Source organism: Kribbella sp. NPDC104218 (assembly GCF_055584105.1).
In genome coordinates this window covers 1711166-1734111 of record NZ_JBVJMQ010000001.1, presented here as the reverse complement: position 1 = coordinate 1734111, position 22946 = coordinate 1711166, and the positions used below count along the sequence as shown (strand labels likewise).

Here is a 22946-nt window from a genome sequence, read left to right as displayed (position 1 = left end):
CGTCCCCCCCCCCCCCCCCCCCCCCCCCCCCCCCCCCCCCTTCCCCCCCCCCCCCCCCTCCCCCCCCCCCCCCCCCCCCCCGCGGTTCCTCAAACCAAGGAACTCAACAGAAGTTGGTGGTGGTCGGCGGGGGCGGCCCTCGGTGCGGGACCTGCTTGATGAGGCGTTAGCTGGTGTCGCGGCGAGACCTACTCGGTTGATTCTGACGACGCTGGGGACCGTGCTGGGTGTTGCCGCGTTGGTGGGGACGGTAGGGCTGGGGCAGACGGCCGCGGGGCAGATCAGCCAGAAGTTCGATCTGGCGCAGGCGACCCGGGTGGTGGTCGAGCCGGGTGACAAGAACGGCCAGGAGGGTGAGGCGGCGACCGAGCTGCCGTGGGACGCGCCGCTGCGGTTGGGGCGGTTGAACGGCGTCGAAGCGGTCGGCACGGTGAGCGCCGTCAACATCGGCGACGACCTGGTGCGCAGCGTCGGGCTGAACGGCAGTGAAGGTAAGGCGCTGAACGTGATGGCCGGCTCGGCCGGGTTGTTCGACGCCGTCCGCGCGGCGCTCAAGACCGGCCGGTTCTTCGATGCCGGTCACGACGAGCGCGCCGACAAGGTCGTTGTGCTCGGCAAGCATGCCGCCGAGCGCCTGGGCATCAACCGGGTCGACGGCCAGCCGGCCGTCTTCATCGGCGACGAGCCCTACACCGTGATCGGCATCCTCGACTCGGTCTCCGGCCGCGCCGAGCTGAACGACGCGCTGATCATCCCGAACGGGACGGCAAAAGCGGCGTACGACCTGAAGGCGCCGGACGCGATCGAGATCCGCACCGCCGTCGGCGCCGCCCAGCTGATCGCCGGTCAGGCGCCGAAGGCGATCGAGCCGAACAACCCGAGCAACCTCAGCGTCGACGCCCCGCCGAAACAGGGCGCCGTCCGCAAGGGCGTCGAGTCCGACCTGAACGCTCTGTTCCTGCTGCTCGGCGCCGTCGCGCTGCTCGTCGGCGGCCTCGGCATCGCCAACGTCACGCTGCTCTCGGTGCTGGAACGGATCGGCGAGATCGGCCTCCGCCGAGCCCTCGGCGCGGCCCGAAGACATATCGCGGCGCAGTTCCTGGTCGAGAGCGTGATCGTCGGCCTGCTCGGCGGGCTGCTCGGGACGGCGGTCGGCGTCCTGCTCACCGTCGGCGTGTCCTGGAGCAAGGACTGGACGCCGATCCTGGACAACACGCTCGCGTTCGGATCACCCTTGCTGGGCGCGGTCATCGGCCTGATCGCCGGGACGTACCCCGCCTGGAAGGCCTCCGCCATCCAGCCGATCACCGCGCTGCGCGGCGCGTGAGTAGCACAGCGCGGTCAGCGCGAACCCGACCGCGATGAACGCCAGCACCGGATAGGACTTCCCGTTGTCGGGCAGGATCAGCGCGCCGAGCGCGGCCGCGGAAACCTGCCCGACATTGAAGATCATGTCGTACAACGAGAAGACCCGGCCGCGATAGACATCGTCGACACCCGTCTGCACGAGGGTGTCGACGCTGATCTTCACGCCCTGCGCGCAGAACCCGGTCAGGAACCCGCCGACGATCATCGCCGGCTGCGTGAACAACCCGAGCGGGACGACGGTCACCACCGCGGCCGCCGCGAACAACAGCGTGATCCACTGCCGCAGCGCCAGCACGCGCGTCGCCCACGGCGTGACGAGCGCGGCGACGAAGATCCCCGCGCCGACCATGCCGGTCGCGATCGCCAGCGCGCCGAACGCCTTGTCCAGCTGACCCGGCCCGTAGAAGTAGTTGCGGTACAGCAGGATCATCTGCACGGTGATCAGCCCGAAGAAGAACCGCAGCGAGCCGATCGCGGCCAGCCCGAGCCCAGCCTGCCGACGCTCCCTGAGATGCCGGCCGCCGTCGACCAACCCGATCGCGATGCTCCGGATCGCCTCGACGACCCCAGGCTCGTCGCCACTCAGCTCCGGGCCCAGCTGGTCGCGCCGCAACCGCAAGGCGAGCAGCGCGGCGGCGACGTACACGATCACAGTCAGCCCGAGCACAGCCAGATCGGAGTCGACGAGCAACTTCACCCCGGCCCCGACCCCACCGCCAACGAGGAAGGACGCCGTCCCGGACGTCGGCGTAACCGCGTTCGCCATCACCAGCTCATCGCGGTCAACCACATGCGGCAGCCCCGCCGACAACCCGGACAACAGGAACCGGTTGACCCCCAGCGTGAGCAGCACCGCCAAATAGAACGGCACACCCGCGTTGCCGCTCGCAACCACCGCGCCAACCACGCAAACCAACCCAGCCCGAGTCAGATTCGCCCCGAACAAGATCTGCCGCCGCGACCACCGATCCAGCAACACACCGGTAAACGGCCCAAGCACCGAGTACGGCAACAACGCCACCGCGAACAACCCAGCAATCGCCGCCGCATCCGGCGCCCGCTCCGGCGAGAACAACACATAAGACGCCAGCGCGACCTGAAAAACCCCATCACCGAACTGCGACGTCAGCCGAACCGCAAACAGCCGCCGAAAGCCCACCCGCCGCACCAACGCCCCAAGGTCCCGCATGAACCGCACGCCAGCACCCTAACCCCGGTCAGCGCGGGGCGTACCGGGCCAGCATGGTCGTGACCGCCTCATCCAGCAGCTCGGCGATCGCCTGCTCGCTCGGATCCCAGTCGACGAGCAGCATCCGTGGCCAGAAAACGTAGTCCGCGATCATGCCGAGGAACTGGCTGGCCGCGATGGTCGGATCGGTCAGGTCGGCTCCACCGGCTGCCTGTTCGGCGTCGAGGTACCGCCGGACCGAGTCGAAGAACGGCGCCTTCCCGAGCCGGAACTGGGTCTGGCCGAGCTCGGGGAACCGGGGAGCCTCCGCGATCACGATCCGGAACAGCGCGGCCATCCGCGGGTCGACGAGCAGGTCGACGTACCGCCGGCCGAGCACGGTCAGCCCGGTCCGCAGGTCGCCGCGGGGCGGCATCTCCTTGGCGGGCTCGTCGAGCTGCCAGAAGTCGGTCACCATCGCTTCGAACAGTGCCGCTTTGGTCGGGAACTGCTTGAAGAGCGTCGCCTTCGACACGCCCGCCGCGTCGGCGATCGCCGCCAGCGACGTCTTGTCGTACCCCGAACGCAGGAACAGCTCCGTGGCCGCCTCGACCAGGGCCCGCCGCTTCGCCGCGGCCAGCTGCTGGTGATAGGCGGACGGCGTCATGGCGCGAGTCTGGCACACCCCGAGCTGAGTCGCTTGACTCACCTTCTATCCTTATGGTGAGGTGAGTCGCTCAGCTCACCATTGACGGAAGGTACTCCGATGCGTTTTCAGGATCAGACAGTGTTCATCACCGGGGCGACGAGCGGTCTCGGCGCCGGCCACGCCCGGGCGTACGTCGCGGAGGGCGCGCGAGTGGTGTTGACCGGGCGGCGCCGCGCGGCGGGAGAAGTGCTGGCTGCCGAGCTCGGCGACCAGGCCCGGTTCATCGCGCTCGACGTCCGCGAGCCGAAGGAGTGGGCCAAGGCGGTCGCAGCTGCTGAGGCCGCGTTCGGGCCGGTGTCGATTCTGGTCAACAACGCCGGCGTCCAGCATGCGCCGGCGACCATCGAGGAGACCGAGCCGGTGACCTGGGAGCGGACGTTCGCGATCAATGTCACCGGCCAGTTCCTCGGCATCCGGGCGGTGGCGCCGTCGATCCGGCGCGCGGGCGGCGGCTCGATCGTCAACGTCGCCTCGACGATGGCCAACGTCGGTTCCAGCTACTACGCGCCGTACGCCGCCAGCAAGTGGGCTGTCCGCGGTCTGACCCGGTCCGCCGCGTTGGAGCTGGGCCGCGACCAGATCAGAGTCAACTCGTTGCATCCCGGCGTCGCTTCCACGCCGTTCATCCATGAGCCGGCCGCTCCCGGCGTCCAGCCGATCAGTGCGCTGTATTCGGCCGAGCCCTACGCGATCCCGCGGCTCGCCCAGCCGGACGAGATCTCGCGGGCACTGCTGTTCCTCACCTCGGCCGAGGCCGGCTTCGTCACCGGTACCGAGTTCGTGGTCGACGGCGGCTTGCTGCTCGGCCCGGCGCTCAAGTACTGAACGGCCTTATCGTGACGGTATGGACCGGTCCGGGTTTGCGCACTTCCTGCCGATCACGTTGCGGTGGAAGGACAACGACGTGTACGGGCATGTGAACAACGTCGAGTACTACAGCTTCTTCGACACGGTGATCAACGACTTCCTGATTCGGGTCGGTGGGTTGGATATTCACGGTGGTGGGGTGATCGGGTTGTGCGTGGAGTCGCAGTGCACGTTCAAGGCGCCGCTGGAGTTTCCGGGGGTGGTGGACGCCGGGCTGCGCGTGGGGCGGGTCGGGAACTCGAGTGTTCGGTATGAAATCGGGCTGTTTGGTGAGGCGGATGACGAGCCGGCCGCGACCGGGCGGTTCGTGCATGTGTTCGTGGACCGCGCGGATCGGCGTCCGGTACCGATCCCGGCGGGTATCCGGCAGGCACTGGAGGGGATCGCGGAATGATCGTGCGCGGCGCCGTACTGCGGGAGATGGGTCTGCCGAAGCCGTACGCCGAGTCCCGGCCGTTGCAGGTCGAGGAGGTTGAGCTGGCGCCGCCTGGCCCGGGCGAGCTGTTGGTGCGGATCCGGGCTGCTGGGCTGTGCCACTCGGACCTGTCGGTCATCGACGGCTCCCGGCCGCGGGTGATGCCGATGCTGCTCGGCCATGAGGCGACGGGGGAGGTGGTCTCGTCGTCGGCGGCTGGCTTCAGCGCTGGAGATGTGGTGGCTTTCGCGTTCGTACCGGCGTGTGGTGAGTGCGGTCCGTGTGCCGAGGGGCGTGCTGCACTCTGTGAGCCGGGTGCGGCTGCGAACACGGCTGGCACGCTGCTGTCCGGCGTACGGCGTCTGGACGGGATGCATCACCACCTGGGTGTTTCCGGCTTCGCCGACCACGCTGTGGTTTCGGCGCGATCGGCAGTCAAGATCGACCCGACGCTGCCACCGGAGATCGCTGCGCTCTTCGGGTGCGCTGTGCTGACTGGTGTCGGTGCGGTGGTGAACACGGCGCAGGTCCGTGCTGGGCGGAGTGCGGTCGTTTTCGGGCTCGGTGGGGTCGGGCTGTCCGCACTGCTCGGCGCAGTGCTGGTTGGTGCGCATCCGATCGTTGCGGTGGACGTCGTACCGGAGAAGCTTGAGCTGGCCCGTTCACTCGGCGCTACGCACACTGTGGCGGCCGGTCCTGATGCGGTCGAGGAGATTCGGACGGCGACCGCGGGTGGGGCCGACTACGCCCTCGAGACTGTCGGCAGTGCGAAGGTGCTGGAGCAGGCGTACGCCGCGACGTGTCGCGGCGGGACCACAGTCACGGTTGGGCTGCCGCATCCGTCGCAGTCGTTCAGCGTGCCCGCAGTGAGCCTGGTAGCGGAGGAGCGCACGGTGAAGGGCTCCTACCTGGGCTCCGCCGTACCGAGCCGAGACATCCCGCGCTACATCGCGCTCTACCAGGCCGGCCGCCTGCCGGTGGATCGCTTGCTGACCGCAACGGTCGGCCTCACTGAGCTGAACGACGCCTTCGACACCCTGGCGGCCGGGACGTCGATCCGCCAGGTGCTCGTGCTCTGACCTACTCGCCGCGCCGCCGGTCCTCCAGCACCGCCCAGGTCGCTTCCTCACGCTGACGCGCCTCGGGAGTGAAGTTGTCGCCGAAGTCGTCCGCGGTCGCGACCTGCCGGATCTCCAGCCCGTCGCAGTTCCCATGGTCGGCCGCCAGGCAGCGCTGCGCCCACTCCAGCGCCTCCTCGCGGGAGCCGACCTCGATCAGGCAGAAGCCGGCAATGAGCTCCTTGGTCTCCGCGAACGGCCCATCGATCACCCGTGGTTTGCCCTCGGTCGCCTCGAGCCGGAAGCCGCGATCACTCGGCAACAGACCCTCACCGGCGATCAGGACGCCCTGTTCGGCCATCTCAGCCATCACCAGACCCATTTCGGTCAGGCTCTGCTCACTCGGCTCCGCCCAGGCCTCTGATTTCGCGCTGGATCGGAACATCATCACGTACCGCATCGACCCTCCACTGAACGTTAAATCCGGCGAAAAATGTATACAGCGGGGCAACCCATCGGGCAGGCTACGCACAGTGTGATCTCGCATACCGCTCGTGAGGCAAGTCAAGTGAGACACGCGGAGTCCCTGAGGAGGACCCCTTATGCACACCCGCCCCCATCGCTTCGCTGCGCTCGTCGGCGCCGGAGCAGTAGCCTTCGGCGCCCTGGCCGTTGTCGCCGGCAACTCTGCCGGCGCCCAGCAGACCGCGCCCGTCCCTACCCCGATCGACCAGCTGCTCGGCCAGGAGCTTCAAGGTAAGGCCGCGCTCGGCCGAGTCCAGTCCCGACTCACCGAGCTCGCTGCGACCAACGGCATCCCCGCCGACCAGCTGCAGCGCATCCTGGCCACCGACAAGACCAGCTGGCTCGACCGCACCGGCAAGCTGTTCTACCGCGAGCCGGTCGCCACCGGCGCTGAGCGTGCGGCCAGTACGGCGTCCCCGCGCTGGGCGACCAAGGCGGTTGCCGCGGCCACCGGTCCGGCGTTCGAGCTGCACAGCAAGCCCGGCGCGAGCAAGGTCATCTACCTGGACTTCGATGGCCACACCATCACCGGCACCGCCTGGAACACCGGCGGCAAGCCGGCCACGGTGAACGTCACGGCGTACGACACCGACGGCAACACGAACAACTGGAGCACCGCGGAGCAGGACGTCGTCCGCGATGTCTGGGCCCGTATCGCCGAGGACTACGCGCCGTTCGACGTGGACGTCACCACGCAGGCGCCGTCCGCGGCGGCGATCACCCGCTCCGGCTCGTCCGACCAGCAGTACGGCACGCGCGTGCTGATCGACCCGACGACCTGGTACCAGTCCGGGTGTGGATGCGGCGGCGTGGCCTACGTCGGCGTCTACGACAACACCAGCCAGCACGCGTACTACCAGCCAGCTCTGGTCTTCACTCGCGGTGTCGGTACGGGTGCGAAGAACATCGCCGAGGCCGCCTCCCACGAGGCCGGTCACAACCTCGGCCTCGGCCACGACGGTACGTCGTCCGTCGGGTACTACCAGGGCCACGGCGCCTGGGCGCCGATCATGGGCGTCGGCTACTCCAAGGCGATCAGCCAGTGGAGCAAGGGCGAGTACTCGAACGCGAACAACAAGGAAGACGACTTCGCCGTCATCGGCCAGAACGGCCTCGCCCTGCGCGCCGACGACCACGGCAACACCACGGCCGCCGCTACCGCGATCACGCGCGGCAGCACGGTCAGCGGTGTCTACGCGAGTGATTCGGACGTCGACGTGTTCGCGATCGACCTGCCGGCCGGGACCTTCACCTTCGCGGCCAACGCGGCCGCGTCCGGTGCGGACCTCGACATCAAGCTCGACCTGCTGAACAGCAGCGGCGCGGTCGTCGCCACCGCCGACCCGGCCGCCGGCCAGAGCAACTCGGCCACGCCGACCGGTCTGAGCGCCAGCATCAGCCGCCAGGTCACCGCCGGTCGCTACTACCTGCGCGTCGACAACGTCGGGTACGCCAGCCCGCTCAACACGGGCTACTCGACGTACGGCAGCCGCGGCGCCTACACGGTCCGCGTCAGCTGACACATCTGAGCAACCCGGGGCCGCCGTTCCCACCGAGATCGACGGCCCCGGGTCCATCCCTTTCCCGCGCCGAAGGCGCTGCTTTTCTTCTTTTGTTTTGGGGGATTTTCGTCCTGGGGGGACTGACCGCCCAAACCCCTGGAAGGAATCGGATGCGTACATCTATCCGTCGTACTGGTGCGCTCGTTTGCACCGGTGCAGTTGTGTTCGGTGGACTGGCCATCACGGCCGGAGCCCGCGCCGACGCACAGCAAAGCCCGCTCGACCAGCTGCTCGGTCAGCCGACCCCCGGCGTCGCCGCACTCGGCAAAGTGCAGAGCCGCCTCGCTGAGGTCGCTCAGCGCAACGGAATGCCCGCGGACCAGTTGCAACGCGTACTTGCCACCGACAAGACCGCCTGGCTCGACGCCGGCAGCCGCCTCTTCTTCCGCGAGCCGCAGCTGACCAAGGCGCAGCAGGCCGAAGAGCCCTCACCGCGCTGGGCGACCGAGGCGGTCGCCGGTGCGACCGGTCCGGCGTTCGAGCTGCACAGCAAGCCCGGCTCGAACAAGGTGATCTACCTGGACTTCGACGGGCACACCATCACCGGAACGGCCTGGAACTCGGCCAAGAGCATCGACCCGGTGAACGTCTCGCCGTACGACACCGACGGCGACCCCGCGAACTACAGCACTGCCGAGCAGGACGTCGTACGCGATGTGTGGGCGCGGGTTGCGGAGGACTACGCCGCCTTCGATGTCGACGTGACCACGCAGGCGCCCCCGCAGTCCGCGATCGACCGGTCGGGCTCGGCGGACCAGCAGTACGGCACGCGCGTGCTGATCGACCCGGACACCTGGTACCAGTCCGGCTGTGGATGCGGCGGTGTCGCGTACATCGGCGTCTACGACAACACCAACCAGCACGCCTACTACCAGCCCGCTCTGGTCTTCACCCGCGGTGTCGGCACCGGCGCGAAGAACCTGGCCGAGGCCGCCTCGCACGAGGCCGGTCACAACGTCGGCCTCAACCACGACGGGACGCCGTCCGTCGGCTACTACCAGGGCCACAACGCCTGGGCGCCGATCATGGGCGTGGGCTACTACCGCGGGATCAGCCAGTGGAGCAAGGGCGAGTACGCCGAGGCCAACAACACCGAGGACGACTACGCGGTGATCAGCAGCCACGGCCTCGGCCTGCGCACCGACGAAGCCGGTGACACGACCGCTGCCGCCGCCGCGCTGACCGTCGGCACGCCGGTGACCGGCTACATCGCGACCGAGACCGACACCGACGTCTACAAGGTCACAGTCGGTGCCGCAGGCAACTACACGGCGACCGCGAACGGCAGCGCCTCGGGCGGAAACCTCGACATCAAACTCGATCTGCTGAACAGCGCCGGTACCGTCGTCGCGTCCAACGACCCGGCCGCCGGCCAGACCGATGCCGGTACCCCGACCGGCCTGAACGCCGCCGTCACCGCCAACCTCACCGCGGGCACCTACTACCTGCGCGTAGACAACGTCGGCTACGGCAGCCCGCTCAACACCGGCTACTCCACCTACGGCAGCCGCGGCATCTACACGCTCAACCTCGCCACCTCCTGAGGACTCCTGCGGCCGGCCGACATCTGGCGTCGGCCGGCCGCAGGCCGTCCTCCTACAAGTGACTCATCGCCAGGTGTGCCAGCGCGGCCGCCTGCAACGGCAGCACGTCGTCGTCGAACCGGACCACGCTCGAATGGTTGGACGGCGCATCGGCCGCCGGTACGTCGTCCGGACGCGCGCCCAGCATCACGAACGAACCCGGCACCTCCTGCAACACCATCGAGAAGTCCTCGGCGCCCATCAGCGGGTTCGCCAATACCTCGACCTGCTCGGGGCCGAACAGCTCAGTGAGCTTCGCGAGCGTCTCCGGCGTCCGCTCGCGGTCGTTGATCGTGACCGGATACTGCAGGTCCAGGCGGGCGTCGACCGTACAGCCGTGCGCCGCGGCGATCGACGCGGCCAACGCCGGCAGCTCCCGGGACAACTGCTCGAACGTCTCGTTCGACAGCGTCCGCACGGTCGCGCCCAGCGTGGCCTCGTTCGGGATGACGTTGATCGCGATCCCGGCCTTGAGCTGCGTCACGGTGATCACGACCGGGTCGAACACATCCACCCGCCGCGTCACGTACGTCTGCAACGCACCCACCAACTCAGCCACCACCGGCACCGGATCCGCCGTCGTATGCGGCGTCGACCCGTGCCCACCGCGCCCGTGCACGGTCACATGCAACTGATTCGAGCCGGCCATCATCGTCCCCGGCCGAGTCTGGAACAGCCCCTTCGGTGCCAAACCCCACACATGGACGGCGTACGCCGCGATCGGCGTCTCACCACTCGCCTGCAGCAACCCCTCCCGCAACATGTACCCCGCGCCGCCCAGCCCCTCCTCACCCGGCTGGAACATGAACACCACATTCCCGGCGAGCTCCTCCCGATGCGCACTCAACAACTGCGCAGCCCCCACCAGCCCCGCCGTATGCAGATCATGCCCACACGCATGCATGTTCCCGTTCTCCGACGCATACTCCAGCCCGGTCTCCTCCACCACCGGCAACGCGTCCATATCCCCCCGCAACAACACCGTCGGCCCCGGCCGACCACCCCGCAACACCCCCACCACCGACGAAACCTCCCGCCCCCGCGTCACCTCCAACGGCAACGCCGCAATCGCCTCCAACACCCGCCCCTGAGTCCGCGGCAACACCAACCCCACCTCAGGATCCCGATGCAACTCCCGCCGCAACCCCACCAACCCCGCCGCCAACCCCAAACTCTCCCGCACCAACTCCACAACACCCTCCACTCTCGCGTCCCCCCAACCTCTCACGCCCCCAGCCCACCCACCCCCCGCCCGCCCACAAACCAAGCCCAGCCCCACGAACCCACGGCCGTCGACAACCCCGCCCAGACCTGCCCCTCACCCGCAGCCCCCAACAGACCCGCCACACACCCACCCACGGCGCGAACGGTGCGGCCCCCTCGTGAGACGGAAACAAAGAGCCGCCAAGCGACACAAACGTTCCACACAACACGCGCCCCGAGCACTGCCCTCGAGGACGACGGCGACACGCGCGCGGCCGAGTCCGACAGTCCGCGCGCGACGCGCTCACGAAACGGTTCCGACCTGCAAAGCAGCTAACCACGTGCAGGTGCGAGGTCCGACGGCCTGAACCGAGTGACGGTCGTGAGGACGGCGTCCGTTGGCGGACTCGTCCGCGGGTGACCCCCGCCAGAGCCAGTGCGGCCGCGATGCTAGCGGAACGGCCCTCCGCTAGGCGGAAACAAAGTGCCGCTATGCGACGCAAATGTTCCGCGCAACGCACGTGGCCGGGCGATAGCCGTCAGGCAGCTGGCCGAGGGTCACAAGCACGGCGGGCTGATGTACGAGGCCCGAGCCAGACCGCCGGTGCGCGAAGCCAGCTCACGAAGTGGTTCCGACCTGCAAAGCAGCCAACCACGCGCAGGTGCGAGGTCCGGCGGACTGAGCCGAGTACCTGTCCGACGTCCGGGCGATGAGTGACTGGGACCGGGGTTACCGGCGGCGGCGGTGACGGTCGTGAGGACGGCGTCCGTTGGTGGGCTCGTCCGTGGGTGAACCCCGCCAGAGCCAGTGCGGCCGCGATGCGAGCAGGGCGTCGCTTCGTTAGGCGGAAACAAAGTGCCTCTAGGTGACGCGAATGTTCCGCACAGCGCAGGTGGCCGGGCACAGACGTCAAGCAGCGCGCTGGTGAGCCGAGCGCGTCGCACGTTCGTTTTGCTGATGTATGCGGGCAACGTTCGACGGCCGGCGCGCCAGCTCACGAAGTGGCTCCGGTCCTGCAAAGGAGCAGCTAACCGTGCGCAGGTGCGAGGCCCGACGGTCTGAGCCGGGTGACGGCCGTGAGGACGGCGTCCGTTGGTGGACTCGTCCGTGGATGAACCCCACCAGAGCCAGGGCGGCCGCGATGCGAGCGGGACGTCGCGTCGTTAGGCGGAAACAAAGTGCCTCTAGGCGACGTAAATGTTCCGTCCAACGCACGTGGCCAGGCAACTGACGGCAGGCAGCGCGCAGGCTGGCCGAGGCCGCACGCACCGCCCGGTCAGCCAGGACGGCTGGGCCGCAAGCTCGGCCGGCTGATGTACGAGGTCCGAGCTCGGACGGTCGGCGTGCGACGGACCACTCACGAAGCGGTTCCGGTCCCGCACAGGCGCTAACCGCGCGCAGGTGCGCAGGTGCGCAGGTGCGCAGGTGCGCGGGTCGCCGGGGTGGTCGAGTGTGCTGGGCGTGGGGACGGCGTCCGTCGTGGGTGGGCTCGTCTGTGGCTGGCCTTCCTCGGGTAGAGCCGGGGTCAGGCGGCCGCGATGTGAGTGGGGCCGGCGCTTCGTTGGGCGGAAGCAAAGCGCCGCTATGCGACGCAAATGTTCCGCGCAGCGCACTTGGCCGGGCGATGGACGTAGAACAGCGCGCCGGCGGGCCGAGGGCCGCAAGTTCGGCAGGCTGATGTGTGAGGGCTGAGCTCGACGGTCGGCGTGTGGAGTCAGCTTGCGTAGCGGTCCTGTTCTGCAAAGGAACAGCTGACCGCGCAGGCGCGCGGGGTGCAGGGTGGGGCGAGTGTGATGGGCGTGAGGGCGGCGTCTGTCGTGGGTGGGCTTGTCTGTGGCTGGCCTTTCTCGGGTAGAGCCGGGGCCAGGTGGCCGCTATGTGGGCGGGGTGGTCGCTTGTTCGGTGGGGATTGAGCGTCGCTGGGGGAACCAACTGGTTCTCGCAACGCGTGGGGCCGGGGGCTGCTGTCGAGGGGGACATCGATGGGCGGGTGGCCGGGGCTGACGGTCTGCGGGCGAGGGGTGTTCGGCGCGTGAAGGCCGCTCACGGATCGGTTGGCGGGGGTGCGGTGAGCGGGGTCGGGTGGGGATTCGGCTTATGTGCTTCGTTGGAGTTGTGGTGTTGGTGGAGTGAGGGTGCGGGCTTGGGTGGTTGCGTTGGTTGGTTTGGGGGTGTGGGTGGGGGTGGGGAGGCCGGCGAAGGCTTTTTGGAAGGTGGTGGCTCGGGTTAGGTCGGATTGGAGGCGGGTTAGGAGGGTTTGGGTGGTTTGGCGGGCTTGGGCGGTGGCTTGGGGGTGGGGGAGGAGGGTTTGGGCGTCGAGGGTGGGGAGGGTGGTGCGGAGGAGGGATTCGAGGTGGTCGCGGGTGGGGGCGCCGGTGGGTTCGAGGGTGGGGAGAGGGGTGGAGAGGTAGTAGAGGGTGGCGAGGGTGTGGAGTTGGTGTTCGGCGGTTTGGTTGTTGAGGGTGCGGAGGGTGGTGCCGGGGGTGAGGTTGTTGCGGGTGTCGAGGTCGGTGGTGAGGAGGCGGGCAGCGGCTACGTAGGCGGGGTAGTAGCCCTGGGTGCGGAGGTTTTCGATGCCGGGGGCAACTTTGTGGATACCGAGGGCGGTCAGGTAGGGGGTCAGGTGGTCCTGGGACCAGGCTTCGGCGATGCCTTCTTCGAGCTGGCGGCTGCCGGGGCGGGTGAAGCCGGCGCGGGCGCCCTCCTGGGTGGCGCCGGACGGGCCGAGGAAATGCGAGTGTTCGTGGAGGATGGTGGCGAGCGCCTCGCGGTAGTGGGCCAGGACGACGGGTGGGTGGTGTTTGCCGGCCAGCGCGTACATCTCCTGGAGCGGGTCGAGGATGTACTCGCGGTCGAGATGGAGCGTGCCGTCCCAATGGGCGAGGCCGAGGACGCCGTCCGTGGCGTCGACGACCTGACCGTTCCAGGCGGATTGGCCGGCGCCGGAGAGCTCCAGCGCGGCCGCGCCGCTGCAGAGCAACAGCTCCTCCAGCGATCGAGGGCTCATCGGCGGTAGGCCGTCATCAGGCGGATCAGGGAGTCTGCCGAGCGGTGCAGGTTGGTCTGTTGGGTGGGGTCGTCGGCGGCGGTCGCGAGCCGGCGCAGCTCGGTGAGAAGCCATTCGGTGCGAGCCTTGCGCTCTTCCAGGGATTCCATGCCAGGGAACATATGGAGATTCACCCCATCCCCGACCACCGATTTCGAACCTGTGGATAACCCACTCAGAACAGCGTCGGAGGCTCCACCGGGACCGGCTCGGGGAGCGCGCCCAGACCCGGAACGAGCTCCCCAACGGTCGCGTGGAAGCGCCGGGCCAGGTTGAGCGCCTCGACGTTGTCCGGCGTGTGCAGGAAGATCGTCGGCGAGCGCCCCTCGCCAAGCCAGCCGACGACGAGCTCGACCAGATACGCCCACCCGTCGACGGTCTCGGGTACCGAGTCGCGCCCGATGTACCGGACGATCGGCGAGCCGGTCAGCGCGACCGTCCGCCGGGAGACGCGCGGCTTCTTCATCCAGGCGTCGCGCTCGGCCAGGCTGCTCGCGGGTTGCCCGAAGAGCGTGACGGTGTCGAACGGAACCCATTCGGCGCCGGCGCGCACCAGGATCTGCTCCAGCGCGGCCGCGGCGCGCGGGTCGTCGAAGAAGGCCCGGTGCCGGACTTCGACGGCGTACCGATGCTCGCGCGGCGCCCCACGCAGAAACGCGTCGAGAATGCCCAGGTCACCAGGCGCGAACGACGCGGGCAGCTGGACCCACATCGCGTGGTTGCGCAGCCCGAGCGGCTCGACCGCCGCCGCGAACGCGTGGAACGGGACGGCGATGTCGTTCAGCCGCCGTTCGTGCGTGATGATCTGCGGCAGTTTCACCACGAAGCGGAAATCCGGCGGGGTCTGCGCGGCCCAGCTCTCCACCGAGGAGCGGGCCGGAATCCCGTAGAAGGTCGTGTTGCTCTCCACCGCGTTCACCCACGACGCGTACGACGCGAGTTTCGCGCGCGGCGGTTGCGGCCACGCGGGATGTGTCCACTGAGCACATCCCACGTGGAGCCGCATACCCCAGAACTTAGCGCTCGACCTCGCCGCGGATGAACTTCTCCACCAGCTCACGGCAGACGTCGTCCGCGTACTGCTCCGGCGGCGACTTCATGAAGTACGACGACGCGGACAGGATCGGGCCGCCGACGCCGCGGTCCTTGGCGATCTTCACCGCGCGGATCGCGTCGATGATGATGCCGGCCGAGTTCGGCGAGTCCCAGACCTCGAGCTTGTACTCCAGCGACAGCGGGACGTCGCCGAAGTTGCGGCCCTCGAGCCGGATGAACGCCCACTTGCGGTCGTCCAGCCAGGCCACGTAGTCGGACGGGCCGATGTGCACGTTGCGCGGCTCGATGTCGTCGACCAGCTGCGACGTGACGGACTGGGTCTTGCTGATCTTCTTGGACTCCAGGCGGTCCCGCTCGAGCATGTTCTTGAAGTCCATGTTGCCGCCGACGTTCAGCTGGTACGTGCGGTCCACGGTGACGCCGCGGTCCTCGAACAGCTTGGCCAGCACGCGGTGCGTGATGGTGGCGCCGATCTGCGACTTGATGTCGTCGCCGACGATCGGGACGCCCGCGGCGGTGAACTTGTCCGCCCACTCCTTGGTGCCCGCGATGAAGACCGGGAGCGCGTTGACGAACGCGACCTTGGCGTCGATCGCGGCCTGCGCGTAGAACTTCGCCGCCTGCTCGGAGCCGACCGGGAGGTAGCAGACCAGGACGTCGACCTGCGCCTCGCGCAGCGCCGCCACGATGTCGACCGGGGCCGCGTCGGACTCGGTGATGGTCTCGCGGTAGTACTTGCCGAGGCCGTCCAGGGTGTGCCCGCGCTGAACCGTGACGCCGGTCGGCGGCACGTCGCAGATCTTGATCGTGTTGTTCTCGCTGGCGCCGATGGCGTCCGCCAGGTCCAGGCCGACCTTCTTGCCGTCGACGTCGAACGCGGCCACGAACTCCACGTCGCGGACGTGGTAGTCACCGAACTGGACGTGCATCAGACCGGGGACGCGCTCCTCGGGCTTCGCGTCACGGTAGTAGTGCACGCCCTGGACGAGCGAGCTGGCGCAGTTGCCGACGCCGACGATCGCTACCCGGATCGAGCTCATCTGGTATCTCCTTGGTCAGGCGGTGGGGGTTGGGGGGAGGCGTGCCGGCTGCGCTCGCCGTCGATCAGCTCGTTCAGCCAGCGGACCTCGCGCTCGGCCGACTCCAGGCCGTGCCGTTGCAGCTCGAGGGTGTAGGCGTCCATCCGCTCCGCGGTCCGGCTCATCGCCGACCGGAAGCCGGCCAGCCGCTCCTCCATCCGGGCGCGCCGGCCCTCGAGGATGCGCAGCCGGGTGGCCGGATCGGTCCGGCCGAAGAACGAGAATCGGACGCCGAACGTGTCGTCCTCCCAGGCCGACGGACCCGCGTCGTGCATCGCCTGCGCGAAGTGGTCCTTGCCGTCGGCCGTGATCGTGTAGACGATCTTCGGCCTGCGCCCGGACTCCGGCGTACCGGAGTCGGCCGTGATCAGGCCGTTGCGGAGCATCGCCTTCAGACACGGGTAGAGCGACCCGAACGACAGCACGCGACCCCACCCGAACTGGGCGTTGACGCGCTTGCGGAGCTCGTAGCCGTGCATCGGCGCTTCGTGCAGCAGACCGAGTACGGCGAGCTCCAGGACGCCACTGCGATTTCCCATCACCCACCACCTCCTCGGTCCAGTTTGTCAGAACCTGATGTATCGGTTCGATACATCGCTTCGCCACTGTAAGCAGAGCTCCGAGCTGTGGACAACTCATGACAAAGTCGGCCTTTGTCACCCCGAATCAATGACGCGCCGGGAGAAGCTGTTACGTCAGCCGCCCAGATGCGTTAATCGGGTGACGCACTGCGTCGGTCCCGGAGCGGAGGGTCATGACCGACCACGGCAAACACGCGAGACACGAGGTCGAGGGTGAGGGGCCGCTGGCTCGCGTCGCCCTGCGATTCACGGCATTCACCGAGAAATGGCTGCCGGACGCGTTCGGCTTCGTCCTGGTCGGCACCTTCGTGGTGCTGCTGTTCGGGCTGTTCACGGGCGAGCCGCTGCTGAAACGCCCCGACGACCCGGCCGCGACCAAGGGCTTCGGCCTGGTGGACGCCTGGGGGATCGGCTTCTGGAGCCTGATCACGTTCACCCTGCAGATGGCGATGATCATCATCGGCGGGTACGCCGTGGCCACCAGCGGCCCGGTCGCGCGGCTGATCGCCCGGCTGGCGCGGATCCCGAAGAACCCCCGCTCCGCGGTCGCGTTCGTGGCCGCGGTCGCGATGTTCGCCTCGTACCTGAACTGGGCCTTCAGCCTGATCTTCGCCGCGATCCTCGCCCGCGAGGTGGCTCGCAACGTGCCCAAGGCGGACTACCGCGCGCTCGGCGCGATGGCGTTCCTCGGCCTCGGCACGGTCTGGGCCCAGGGCTTGTCCGGCTCGGCGGCGCTCCAGGTCGCCAGCGCGAGCAGCAGCCCGGCCCCGGTGCAGGAGGTGATCAAGGCCGGCGGCCGCGCCACCGGCCTGATCCCGCTCAGCGACACGATCTTCACCTGGCAGGCGCTCGTCGCGACGCTCCTGGTGTACGTCGTCGGCGTCGCGATGGCCTGGTTCATCGCGCCGGGCGCGGCCAGCTCGCGGACGGCGGACGACCTCGGGATCGAGCTGAAACCGCTGATCGGGCGCGGTTCGGCGTACAACGGGCAGCGCGAGGAGAACGAGCAGCGGCGGCCGGGCGACTGGCTGGAGCACTCACCGCTGTTCACGCTGCTGATCGTGGCGCTCGGCGTCGTCTATCTGGTCCGCTACTTCGACGGCAAGAGCTTCTTCAGCGCGCTCGACCTGAACACGGTCAACCTGATCCTCTTCCTGCTCGCCCTGTTCCTGCACTGGCGGCCGTGGCGGATGGTCCGCGCGGTGCGGGACGGCGTCCCCGCGGCGGCCGGCGTCCTGCTCCAGTTCCCGTTGTACGGCGGCATCTTCGGGATGATCGCCTACACCGGGATCTCGGCCCGGCTGGCCGGTTGGCTGGTGCAGGCGAGCAACCAGTTCCTGTTCCCGCCGCTGATCGCGATCTACTCGTGCGTCCTGGGCATCTTCGTCCCCAGCGGCGGCAGTAAATGGGTGATCGAGGCGCCGTACGTGCTCGAGGCGGCCAACGAGCTGAAGGTGGACGCCGGCTGGATGGTCGTCGTCTACGACCTCGGCGAGGCGAGCGCGAACCTGCTCCAGCCGTTCTGGATGTTGCCGACGCTCGCGATCCTCGGGCTCAAGGCGCGCGACATCATGGGCTACACCTTCACCATGTTCCTCGCCTGTTTCCCGGCGGCGCTGATCGCGGTGACGCTGCTGGCACCGCATGTGACCGGCTGATCACACGAGTTCGCCCGGGAACCGGTGACTTGTTAGCATCCGGAGCGGATTCGGGCCCGTTACCACACCCGCCGTAGTCTGTGGGGCAATGACTTCCGCGAGATCGTCGAGGACCGCACTGTGAGTGAAGCTCGTAGAAAGGCCGCTCCGCCGCGCCGCCACAAGCGGCGCTGGGCGGTCCGCGCGCTCGGCTGGCTGACCGCGCTGGGCTGCCTCGGCATCATCCTCGGCACCGCGGCCTTCTTCATCATCTACCAGAAGACCCGGCTCCCGGACCGGAACACGGCGTTCGAGGCGAACACCTCGACCGTGACCTGGTCCAACGGCCAGACGATGGGCACCTTCTACGAGCAGAACCGGAAGTCGGTGCCGCTGAACAAGATCCCGAAGCGGGTCCAGGACGCCGTCCTCGCCGCCGAGGACCGGACGTTCTGGACCAACCCCGGCATCTCGCCGCAGGGGATGGCCCGGGCCGCGTTCAACATCGCCCGCGGCGAGCAGCTGCAGGGCGGTTCGACGATCACCCAGCAGTACGTGAAGATCATGTACCTGACCCAGGAGCGCACGGCGTCCCGGAAGTTCAAGGAACTGTTCATCGCGACCAAGCTGAGCCGCCAGCAGGACAAGAGCGACACGCTCGAGGGCTACCTGAACACGATCTACTTCGGTGAGGGCGCGTACGGCATCGCTGCCGCCGGTAACGCCTACTTCCGGGTCTCCGACCCGAGCAAGCTGACGGTCCCGCAGGCCGCGTTGCTGGCCACGGTGCTGAACAACCCGACCTTGTTCGACGTGGACGTGAAGGCGAACCATCCGCGGATCCTGCAGCGCTACCGCTACGTCCTCGACGGCATGCGGCTCAGCGGCACGATCACCGAGGCCGAGCAGAAGCAGTACGCGAAGGCGCTGCCCACGATCAACAAGCCGAAGAAGAGCAACAAGTACGCCGGGCCCAAGGGCTTCCTGCTCGACATGGCCAAGAAAGAGCTGATCCGCCGCGGCTACACCGAGGACCAGATCACCGGCGGCGGCTACAAGTTCGTCACCACCTTCGACCAGGATCTGCAGGAGCAGATGGTCACTGCAGCCACCGAGCGGCTGCCGAAGAAGACCGACGGGCTGCACGTCGGGATGGCCGCGGTGAAACCCGGGACCGGCCAGCTGGTCGCGATGTACGGCGGTCCGGACTTCCTCAAGAACCAGCTCAACTGGGCGACGTCGAAGGCCCGGCCGGGGTCGACGTTCAAGCCGTTCGCGGTGGCCGCGGCGATCGACGAGGGCTGGAACCCGTGGGAGCGCAATCTGCAGGGTGACAGTCCGATCGAGGTCCAGGGCCAGGAGTTCAACAACGAGTTCAGCCACGACTACGGCGTCGTCGATCTGGTCGACGCGACCAAGGACTCGGTGAACACCGCGTTCTACGACCTGGTCGACAAGCAGATGGAGGACGGCCCGTCCAAGCTGGTGGACGCCGCCGAGAAGGCCGGTATCCCGAAGACCAAGGTCCTGGAGAAGGGCCGCGAGAACCCGGCGACCGTCCTCGGTCCGGACCCGTACGCCTCGCCGGTCGACATGGCCAACGCCTACGCGACCTTCGCCGCCGAGGGTAAGCAGGTCGAGCTGCACACGATCAAGAGCGTCACCGACCGCACGGGCAAGGTGGTGTGGGAGGACAAGAAGCTCCCGATCAAGCAGGCCTTCGAGGCCCGGACCGCGCAGTGGGTCAACTTCATCTTGTCGAAGGTCGTCCAGGACGGCACCGGTAACGGCGCCAAGAAACTCGACCAGACGTCGGCCGGTAAGACCGGGACCGCCGGTGGCGTCGGCTTCGAGCACCGCAAGGCGGACTCCGCCTGTGGCGGCTGCAAGGCCGGCACCGACACCCTGACCTCTTGGTGGACGGGCTACACCCCGTCGTTGTCGACCGCGGTGATCTACCGAGCCGGCAAGATCGGCGAATCCGACCTCGACCCGTACTCGAGCGACCCGGCGTTCTTCGGCGGCAACTGGCCGCTGAAGACCTGGATGGCCTTCATGCAGCCCGCGCTGGACGGCGTCTCCGACCAGGAGTTCACCGAGCCGCCGGAGGATGAGCTCGAGGACAGCCCGAAGCCGCCGCCGCCGACGAACACGCCGAAGTCGCCGCCGCCGACGACGGTCACGCCGCCGCCGACCAATACGCCGCCGCCGACCACCAACTCGCCGCCGCCGAACACGAACACGCCGAAGCCGCCGGAGACACCGCCGACCAAGACGCCGGGCCGGCCGACGATCACCTTCCCGACCGGCGACCCCGACCCGGAGGACCCGCCGCCGGGTGAGGGTGGCGGCGGTGGTGGTCAGTAGTCCAGCCACGCCGCAGCAGCCCGCTGCCGACGCGCCCAGGGGTGGGCGCGCGCGGCGGGCGCGGGTGGAGGGGGCAGGGCTGCGGCGGTGGTTACCGGCCGCGATGACTCGCGAGGTGCTCGGGTGGTGGTTGCTCACCCGGGTCGCGCTCGTGCTGGTGTCGGTTTCGGCGCCGCTGCTGTTCAACCGCGGCGCCGACTACCCCGACGTCCGCAAAGCCTGGCTGCAGTGGGACGTCTGGCATCTGAACGCGGTCGCCCAGTTCGGGTACAACAACGGCGAGCCGTCCCAGGCGCCGCTGGCGGCGTTCTTCCCCGGCTTCCCGCTGCTCGTCCACGTCGTCAACTGGACCGGAATCGGGTACGTCGGCGCCGGCATCGCCGTCTCCGCGGTCGCCAGCCTGGTCGCCGGTGTCTACCTGGCCCGTCTGGCGCAGTACGAGTTCCCCGAGCTCAAGAACCTCGGGCCGAACGCCGCCCTGGTCTGGTACGCCGCTCCGGTCGGGGTGTTCCTCGCCGCCGGGTACACCGAGGCGCTGTTCTGCGCGTTCGCGTTCCCGGCCTGGCTGGCCGCGCGGCAGGGCCGCTGGGCCCGGGCCGCGATCTTCGTCGCGCTGGCCGCGACGGTCCGGGTCTCCGGGCTCTTCCTGATCTTCGCGCTCCTCGTCGAGTTCGTGACGTCGAAGAAGCGCGACTGGCCGTCGGCGCCCTGGCTGCTGGTCCCGGCCGTCCCGGTGCTCGGGTTCATGGCCTACCTGAAGGAGATCCACGGCTCGTGGTTCGCCTGGCAGGAGGCGCAGGAGAAGGGCTGGGCGCGCGAGTTCACCTGGCCCTGGACGTCGCTCGTGCACACATTCGAGGCGGCGTCGCGGGGCCATTTCGCCGGTGACCGCAGCGACTGGACGTGGATGTTCCGGGCCGAGCTGGTCGCGCTCTTCGTCGGCCTCGCCCTGCTCGTCTGGCTGCTCTGGCGCCGGTCCTGGGGTGAGGCGACCTGGGTCGCCGCCACCATCGGCGCCTTCTGCACCTCGTTCTGGATCTACTCGCTGACCCGGGCCACGCTCCTGTGGTGGCCGCTCTGGATCGGCCTGGCCGTCCTCGTCCACCGCAACCGCTGGGCCGGGCGGTTCTACCTGACCCTCGCGATCCCGTTGGCCGCCCTCTGGGCCGCCGCGTTCCTGACCGGCCGCTGGGCCGGCTGAGCGGTCAATTGTCCGCGATGTGGACTCTTTGACCCGGAAGGCAACCTGGCGCGGAGTTGGTCCGTCGTTAGGGGTGAAGGGGTGGTAGTCCGGGCGGGGACCGCCACCCCTCCTCAAGTTCCGGCGGAACCTCTCAGGGGCAGGCTCCGCCGGTTGGACCAGCGGGCGGCGTCCGGGCGATCCGGACGCCGCCCGATTTTCGTTTGCAACCTCCAGGTGGCCGCACCCAGTAGATGCAGGGTGAGATCACCGACAAGGGAGGGCGGACCGTGAGCGATCGCGAAGCGGAGTTCCTCGAGTACGTGACCGCGCACCGGGGCCGGATGCTGCGGACGGCGCGGCTACTGGCGTCGGGGGACGCGCACTGGGCCGAGGACCTGGTGCAGGTCGCGCTGACCCGGCTCTACGTCCACTGGGCGAAGATCCGCCGGGAGGAGGGTGCGGAGCGGTACGCCGACCGCATCCTGATCAACGCGTTCCTGGACGAGCGGCGGCGGATGTGGCGGCGGCGGGAGTCGTCGACCGAGCGCCTGTACGACGCCGCGCCGCCGACCGGTGGCGATCCGGCCGAGCGGCTCACCGTCCTCGACGCGCTCGGCAAACTGCCCCGGCGGCAGCACGCGGTCGTGGTGCTGCGGTACTTCCGGGACTTCGACGTCCGGACGACTGCCGAGCTGATGGGCTGCACCGAAGGCACGGTCAAGTCCCAGACATCCCGAGCGCTCGCGACGATGCGCGATCTCCTGCACGACTCCCTCGAGACCCTGGAGAGCCTGCGATGACCGACCTCAAGTTTCTCCTCGACGAGGCAGCGGGTGCGGAGCCGGCCGTCACCGACGCCGATCTGACCGCCGACCTCGATCGCGGCCGCCGTGCCGTCCGCCGCCGCCGGTTCGCCGGGATCGGCGCCGGCGCCGTGGCCACCGCCGCCGTGATCGGCATCGCCTGGGCGGTGTTCCCCGGTGGCCCGACCGCGAACACCCTCCCGGAGGTCGTCGGCACGACGAGCCAACCGACGAGCCAACCGACGACCGAACCGACGAACCGGCCGACCGCTGCGAAGTCCTACGTGCCGTTGGCGGCACAGACGACGAACTTCCCGGGCGGGCTCACCTGCAATGTGGTCCCCTTCGGCTGGACCGCCAAGCTGCTTGTCGGCGGCGAGTACGAGCAGGTCCAGCTGTACGATTCCAAGCTGCCCAAGTCGCACCAGCAGTACAACGACGACCACATCACGCTGCGCTGGGCGATGATGCGGGACGAGGGGAACGGCTTGGTGCCGGACAAGTTCGGCGTCCCGTGGACCGAGTTGCCGCACGTCAAGGCCGGCAGTAAGGACGCCGTGATCACCCCCGGCCCGAAGAGCGACGGGCTACGCGAGGTGTTCGTCCGGCAGAGCACAACCGGTGCGCGCGTCATCGTCGTGACCAACAACGCGACCACGCTGGGATGGGACGAGGAGACCCTGCTGAAGTTCGCCGGTTCCTGCCGCCACCGGGGGTAGGGCAGGAACCGGCGAG

The 22946-nt window shown here is 68.8% G+C and carries 20 protein-coding genes; 11 read left to right on the top strand and 9 right to left on the bottom strand.

What is annotated here, in order from left to right:
- Nucleotides 1–142: 142 nt before the first annotated feature.
- Nucleotides 143–1327 (top strand): ABC transporter permease, encoded by a 1185-nt coding sequence (locus ACZ6ZD_RS08290; protein WP_465669674.1) that lies wholly within the window; start codon nt 143–145, stop codon nt 1325–1327.
- On the opposite strand, the gene ACZ6ZD_RS08285 is transcribed toward ACZ6ZD_RS08290, so the two are convergent.
- On the bottom strand, nt 1229–2557 hold the full coding sequence (locus tag ACZ6ZD_RS08285; protein ID WP_465672642.1) for an MFS transporter: 1329 nt from the start codon (nt 2555–2557) through the stop codon (nt 1229–1231). The two genes, ACZ6ZD_RS08290 and ACZ6ZD_RS08285, sit on opposite strands and share 99 nt — an antisense overlap.
- A 28-nt stretch (nt 2558–2585) precedes the next feature.
- Nucleotides 2586–3245: a TetR/AcrR family transcriptional regulator gene (locus tag ACZ6ZD_RS08280; protein WP_465669672.1), complete on the bottom strand. Its 660-nt coding sequence runs from the start codon at nt 3243–3245 to the stop codon at nt 2586–2588.
- Between the two features lie 57 nt (nt 3246–3302).
- Between ACZ6ZD_RS08280 and ACZ6ZD_RS08275 the strand changes: the two genes are divergently transcribed.
- The 3 genes from ACZ6ZD_RS08275 to ACZ6ZD_RS08265 are packed head-to-tail and all read left to right on the top strand — an operon-like array spanning nt 3303 to nt 5606.
- Complete coding sequence (locus ACZ6ZD_RS08275; protein WP_465669670.1) at nt 3303–4070, top strand: glucose 1-dehydrogenase; 768 nt, start codon at nt 3303–3305, stop codon at nt 4068–4070.
- Nucleotides 4071–4089: 19 nt separating this feature from the next.
- Nucleotides 4090–4506 (top strand): acyl-CoA thioesterase, encoded by a 417-nt coding sequence (locus tag ACZ6ZD_RS08270; protein ID WP_465669668.1) that lies wholly within the window; start codon nt 4090–4092, stop codon nt 4504–4506.
- Complete coding sequence (locus ACZ6ZD_RS08265; protein ID WP_465669666.1) at nt 4503–5606, top strand: zinc-dependent alcohol dehydrogenase family protein; 1104 nt, start codon at nt 4503–4505, stop codon at nt 5604–5606. Before ACZ6ZD_RS08270 ends, ACZ6ZD_RS08265 begins: the two co-directional genes overlap by 4 nt.
- Nucleotide 5607: 1 nt before the next feature.
- Here the strand turns inward: ACZ6ZD_RS08265 and ACZ6ZD_RS08260 are convergent, their stop codons facing one another.
- Entirely contained in the window at nt 5608–6045 is a 438-nt protein-coding gene (locus tag ACZ6ZD_RS08260) for a YciI family protein (protein ID WP_465669664.1), read from the bottom strand.
- Nucleotides 6046–6187: 142 nt separating this feature from the next.
- On the opposite strand from ACZ6ZD_RS08260, the gene ACZ6ZD_RS08255 reads away from it, so the two are divergent.
- A complete protein-coding gene (locus ACZ6ZD_RS08255) occupies nt 6188–7630 on the top strand; it encodes a zinc-dependent metalloprotease family protein (RefSeq protein WP_465669662.1) in 1443 nt (480 codons plus the stop codon).
- Nucleotides 7631–7782: 152 nt separating this feature from the next.
- Nucleotides 7783–9216 (top strand): pre-peptidase C-terminal domain-containing protein, encoded by a 1434-nt coding sequence (locus ACZ6ZD_RS08250; RefSeq protein WP_465669660.1) that lies wholly within the window; start codon nt 7783–7785, stop codon nt 9214–9216.
- 52 nt (nt 9217–9268) lie between these two features.
- On the opposite strand, the gene ACZ6ZD_RS08245 is transcribed toward ACZ6ZD_RS08250, so the two are convergent.
- From ACZ6ZD_RS08245 to ACZ6ZD_RS08220, 6 genes are all read right to left on the bottom strand, one after another.
- The gene (locus tag ACZ6ZD_RS08245) at nt 9269–10447 is read right to left on the bottom strand and encodes a M20 metallopeptidase family protein (protein WP_465669658.1); all 1179 of its coding nucleotides are present in this window, start codon (nt 10445–10447) and stop codon (nt 9269–9271) included.
- Nucleotides 10448–12554: 2107 nt separating this feature from the next.
- Nucleotides 12555–13466, bottom strand: coding sequence for a hypothetical protein (locus tag ACZ6ZD_RS08240; protein ID WP_465669656.1), 912 nt, complete (start codon nt 13464–13466; stop codon nt 12555–12557).
- A complete protein-coding gene (locus tag ACZ6ZD_RS08235) occupies nt 13463–13615 on the bottom strand; it encodes a hypothetical protein (protein WP_465669654.1) in 153 nt (50 codons plus the stop codon). Before ACZ6ZD_RS08235 ends, ACZ6ZD_RS08240 begins: the two co-directional genes overlap by 4 nt.
- A 65-nt stretch (nt 13616–13680) precedes the next feature.
- On the bottom strand, nt 13681–14511 hold the full coding sequence (locus ACZ6ZD_RS08230) for a DUF72 domain-containing protein (protein ID WP_465669652.1): 831 nt from the start codon (nt 14509–14511) through the stop codon (nt 13681–13683).
- A gap of 10 nt (nt 14512–14521) precedes the next feature.
- Nucleotides 14522–15601 (bottom strand): inositol-3-phosphate synthase, encoded by a 1080-nt coding sequence (locus ACZ6ZD_RS08225; RefSeq protein WP_465669650.1) that lies wholly within the window; start codon nt 15599–15601, stop codon nt 14522–14524.
- Nucleotides 15598–16179, bottom strand: coding sequence for a helix-turn-helix transcriptional regulator (locus tag ACZ6ZD_RS08220; protein WP_465669648.1), 582 nt, complete (start codon nt 16177–16179; stop codon nt 15598–15600). The genes ACZ6ZD_RS08225 and ACZ6ZD_RS08220 overlap by 4 nt, the downstream gene beginning before the upstream one ends.
- Nucleotides 16180–16394: 215 nt before the next feature.
- On the opposite strand from ACZ6ZD_RS08220, the gene ACZ6ZD_RS08215 reads away from it, so the two are divergent.
- The 5 genes from ACZ6ZD_RS08215 to ACZ6ZD_RS08195 all read left to right on the top strand — a co-directional run bounded on the left by ACZ6ZD_RS08215 (nt 16395) and on the right by ACZ6ZD_RS08195 (nt 22930).
- Nucleotides 16395–17879, top strand: coding sequence for a short-chain fatty acid transporter (locus ACZ6ZD_RS08215; protein WP_465669646.1), 1485 nt, complete (start codon nt 16395–16397; stop codon nt 17877–17879).
- 120 nt (nt 17880–17999) lie between these two features.
- On the top strand, nt 18000–20225 hold the full coding sequence (locus ACZ6ZD_RS08210; RefSeq protein WP_465669644.1) for a transglycosylase domain-containing protein: 2226 nt from the start codon (nt 18000–18002) through the stop codon (nt 20223–20225).
- A 103-nt stretch (nt 20226–20328) separates the two neighbouring features.
- Nucleotides 20329–21426, top strand: coding sequence for a mannosyltransferase family protein (locus ACZ6ZD_RS08205; protein WP_465669642.1), 1098 nt, complete (start codon nt 20329–20331; stop codon nt 21424–21426).
- A gap of 269 nt (nt 21427–21695) precedes the next feature.
- The gene (locus ACZ6ZD_RS08200) at nt 21696–22208 is read left to right on the top strand and encodes a SigE family RNA polymerase sigma factor (protein ID WP_465669640.1); all 513 of its coding nucleotides are present in this window, start codon (nt 21696–21698) and stop codon (nt 22206–22208) included.
- The gene (locus tag ACZ6ZD_RS08195; protein WP_465669638.1) at nt 22205–22930 is read left to right on the top strand and encodes a hypothetical protein; all 726 of its coding nucleotides are present in this window, start codon (nt 22205–22207) and stop codon (nt 22928–22930) included. The genes ACZ6ZD_RS08200 and ACZ6ZD_RS08195 overlap by 4 nt, the downstream gene beginning before the upstream one ends.
- The last annotated feature ends 16 nt before the right edge of the window (nt 22931–22946 follow it).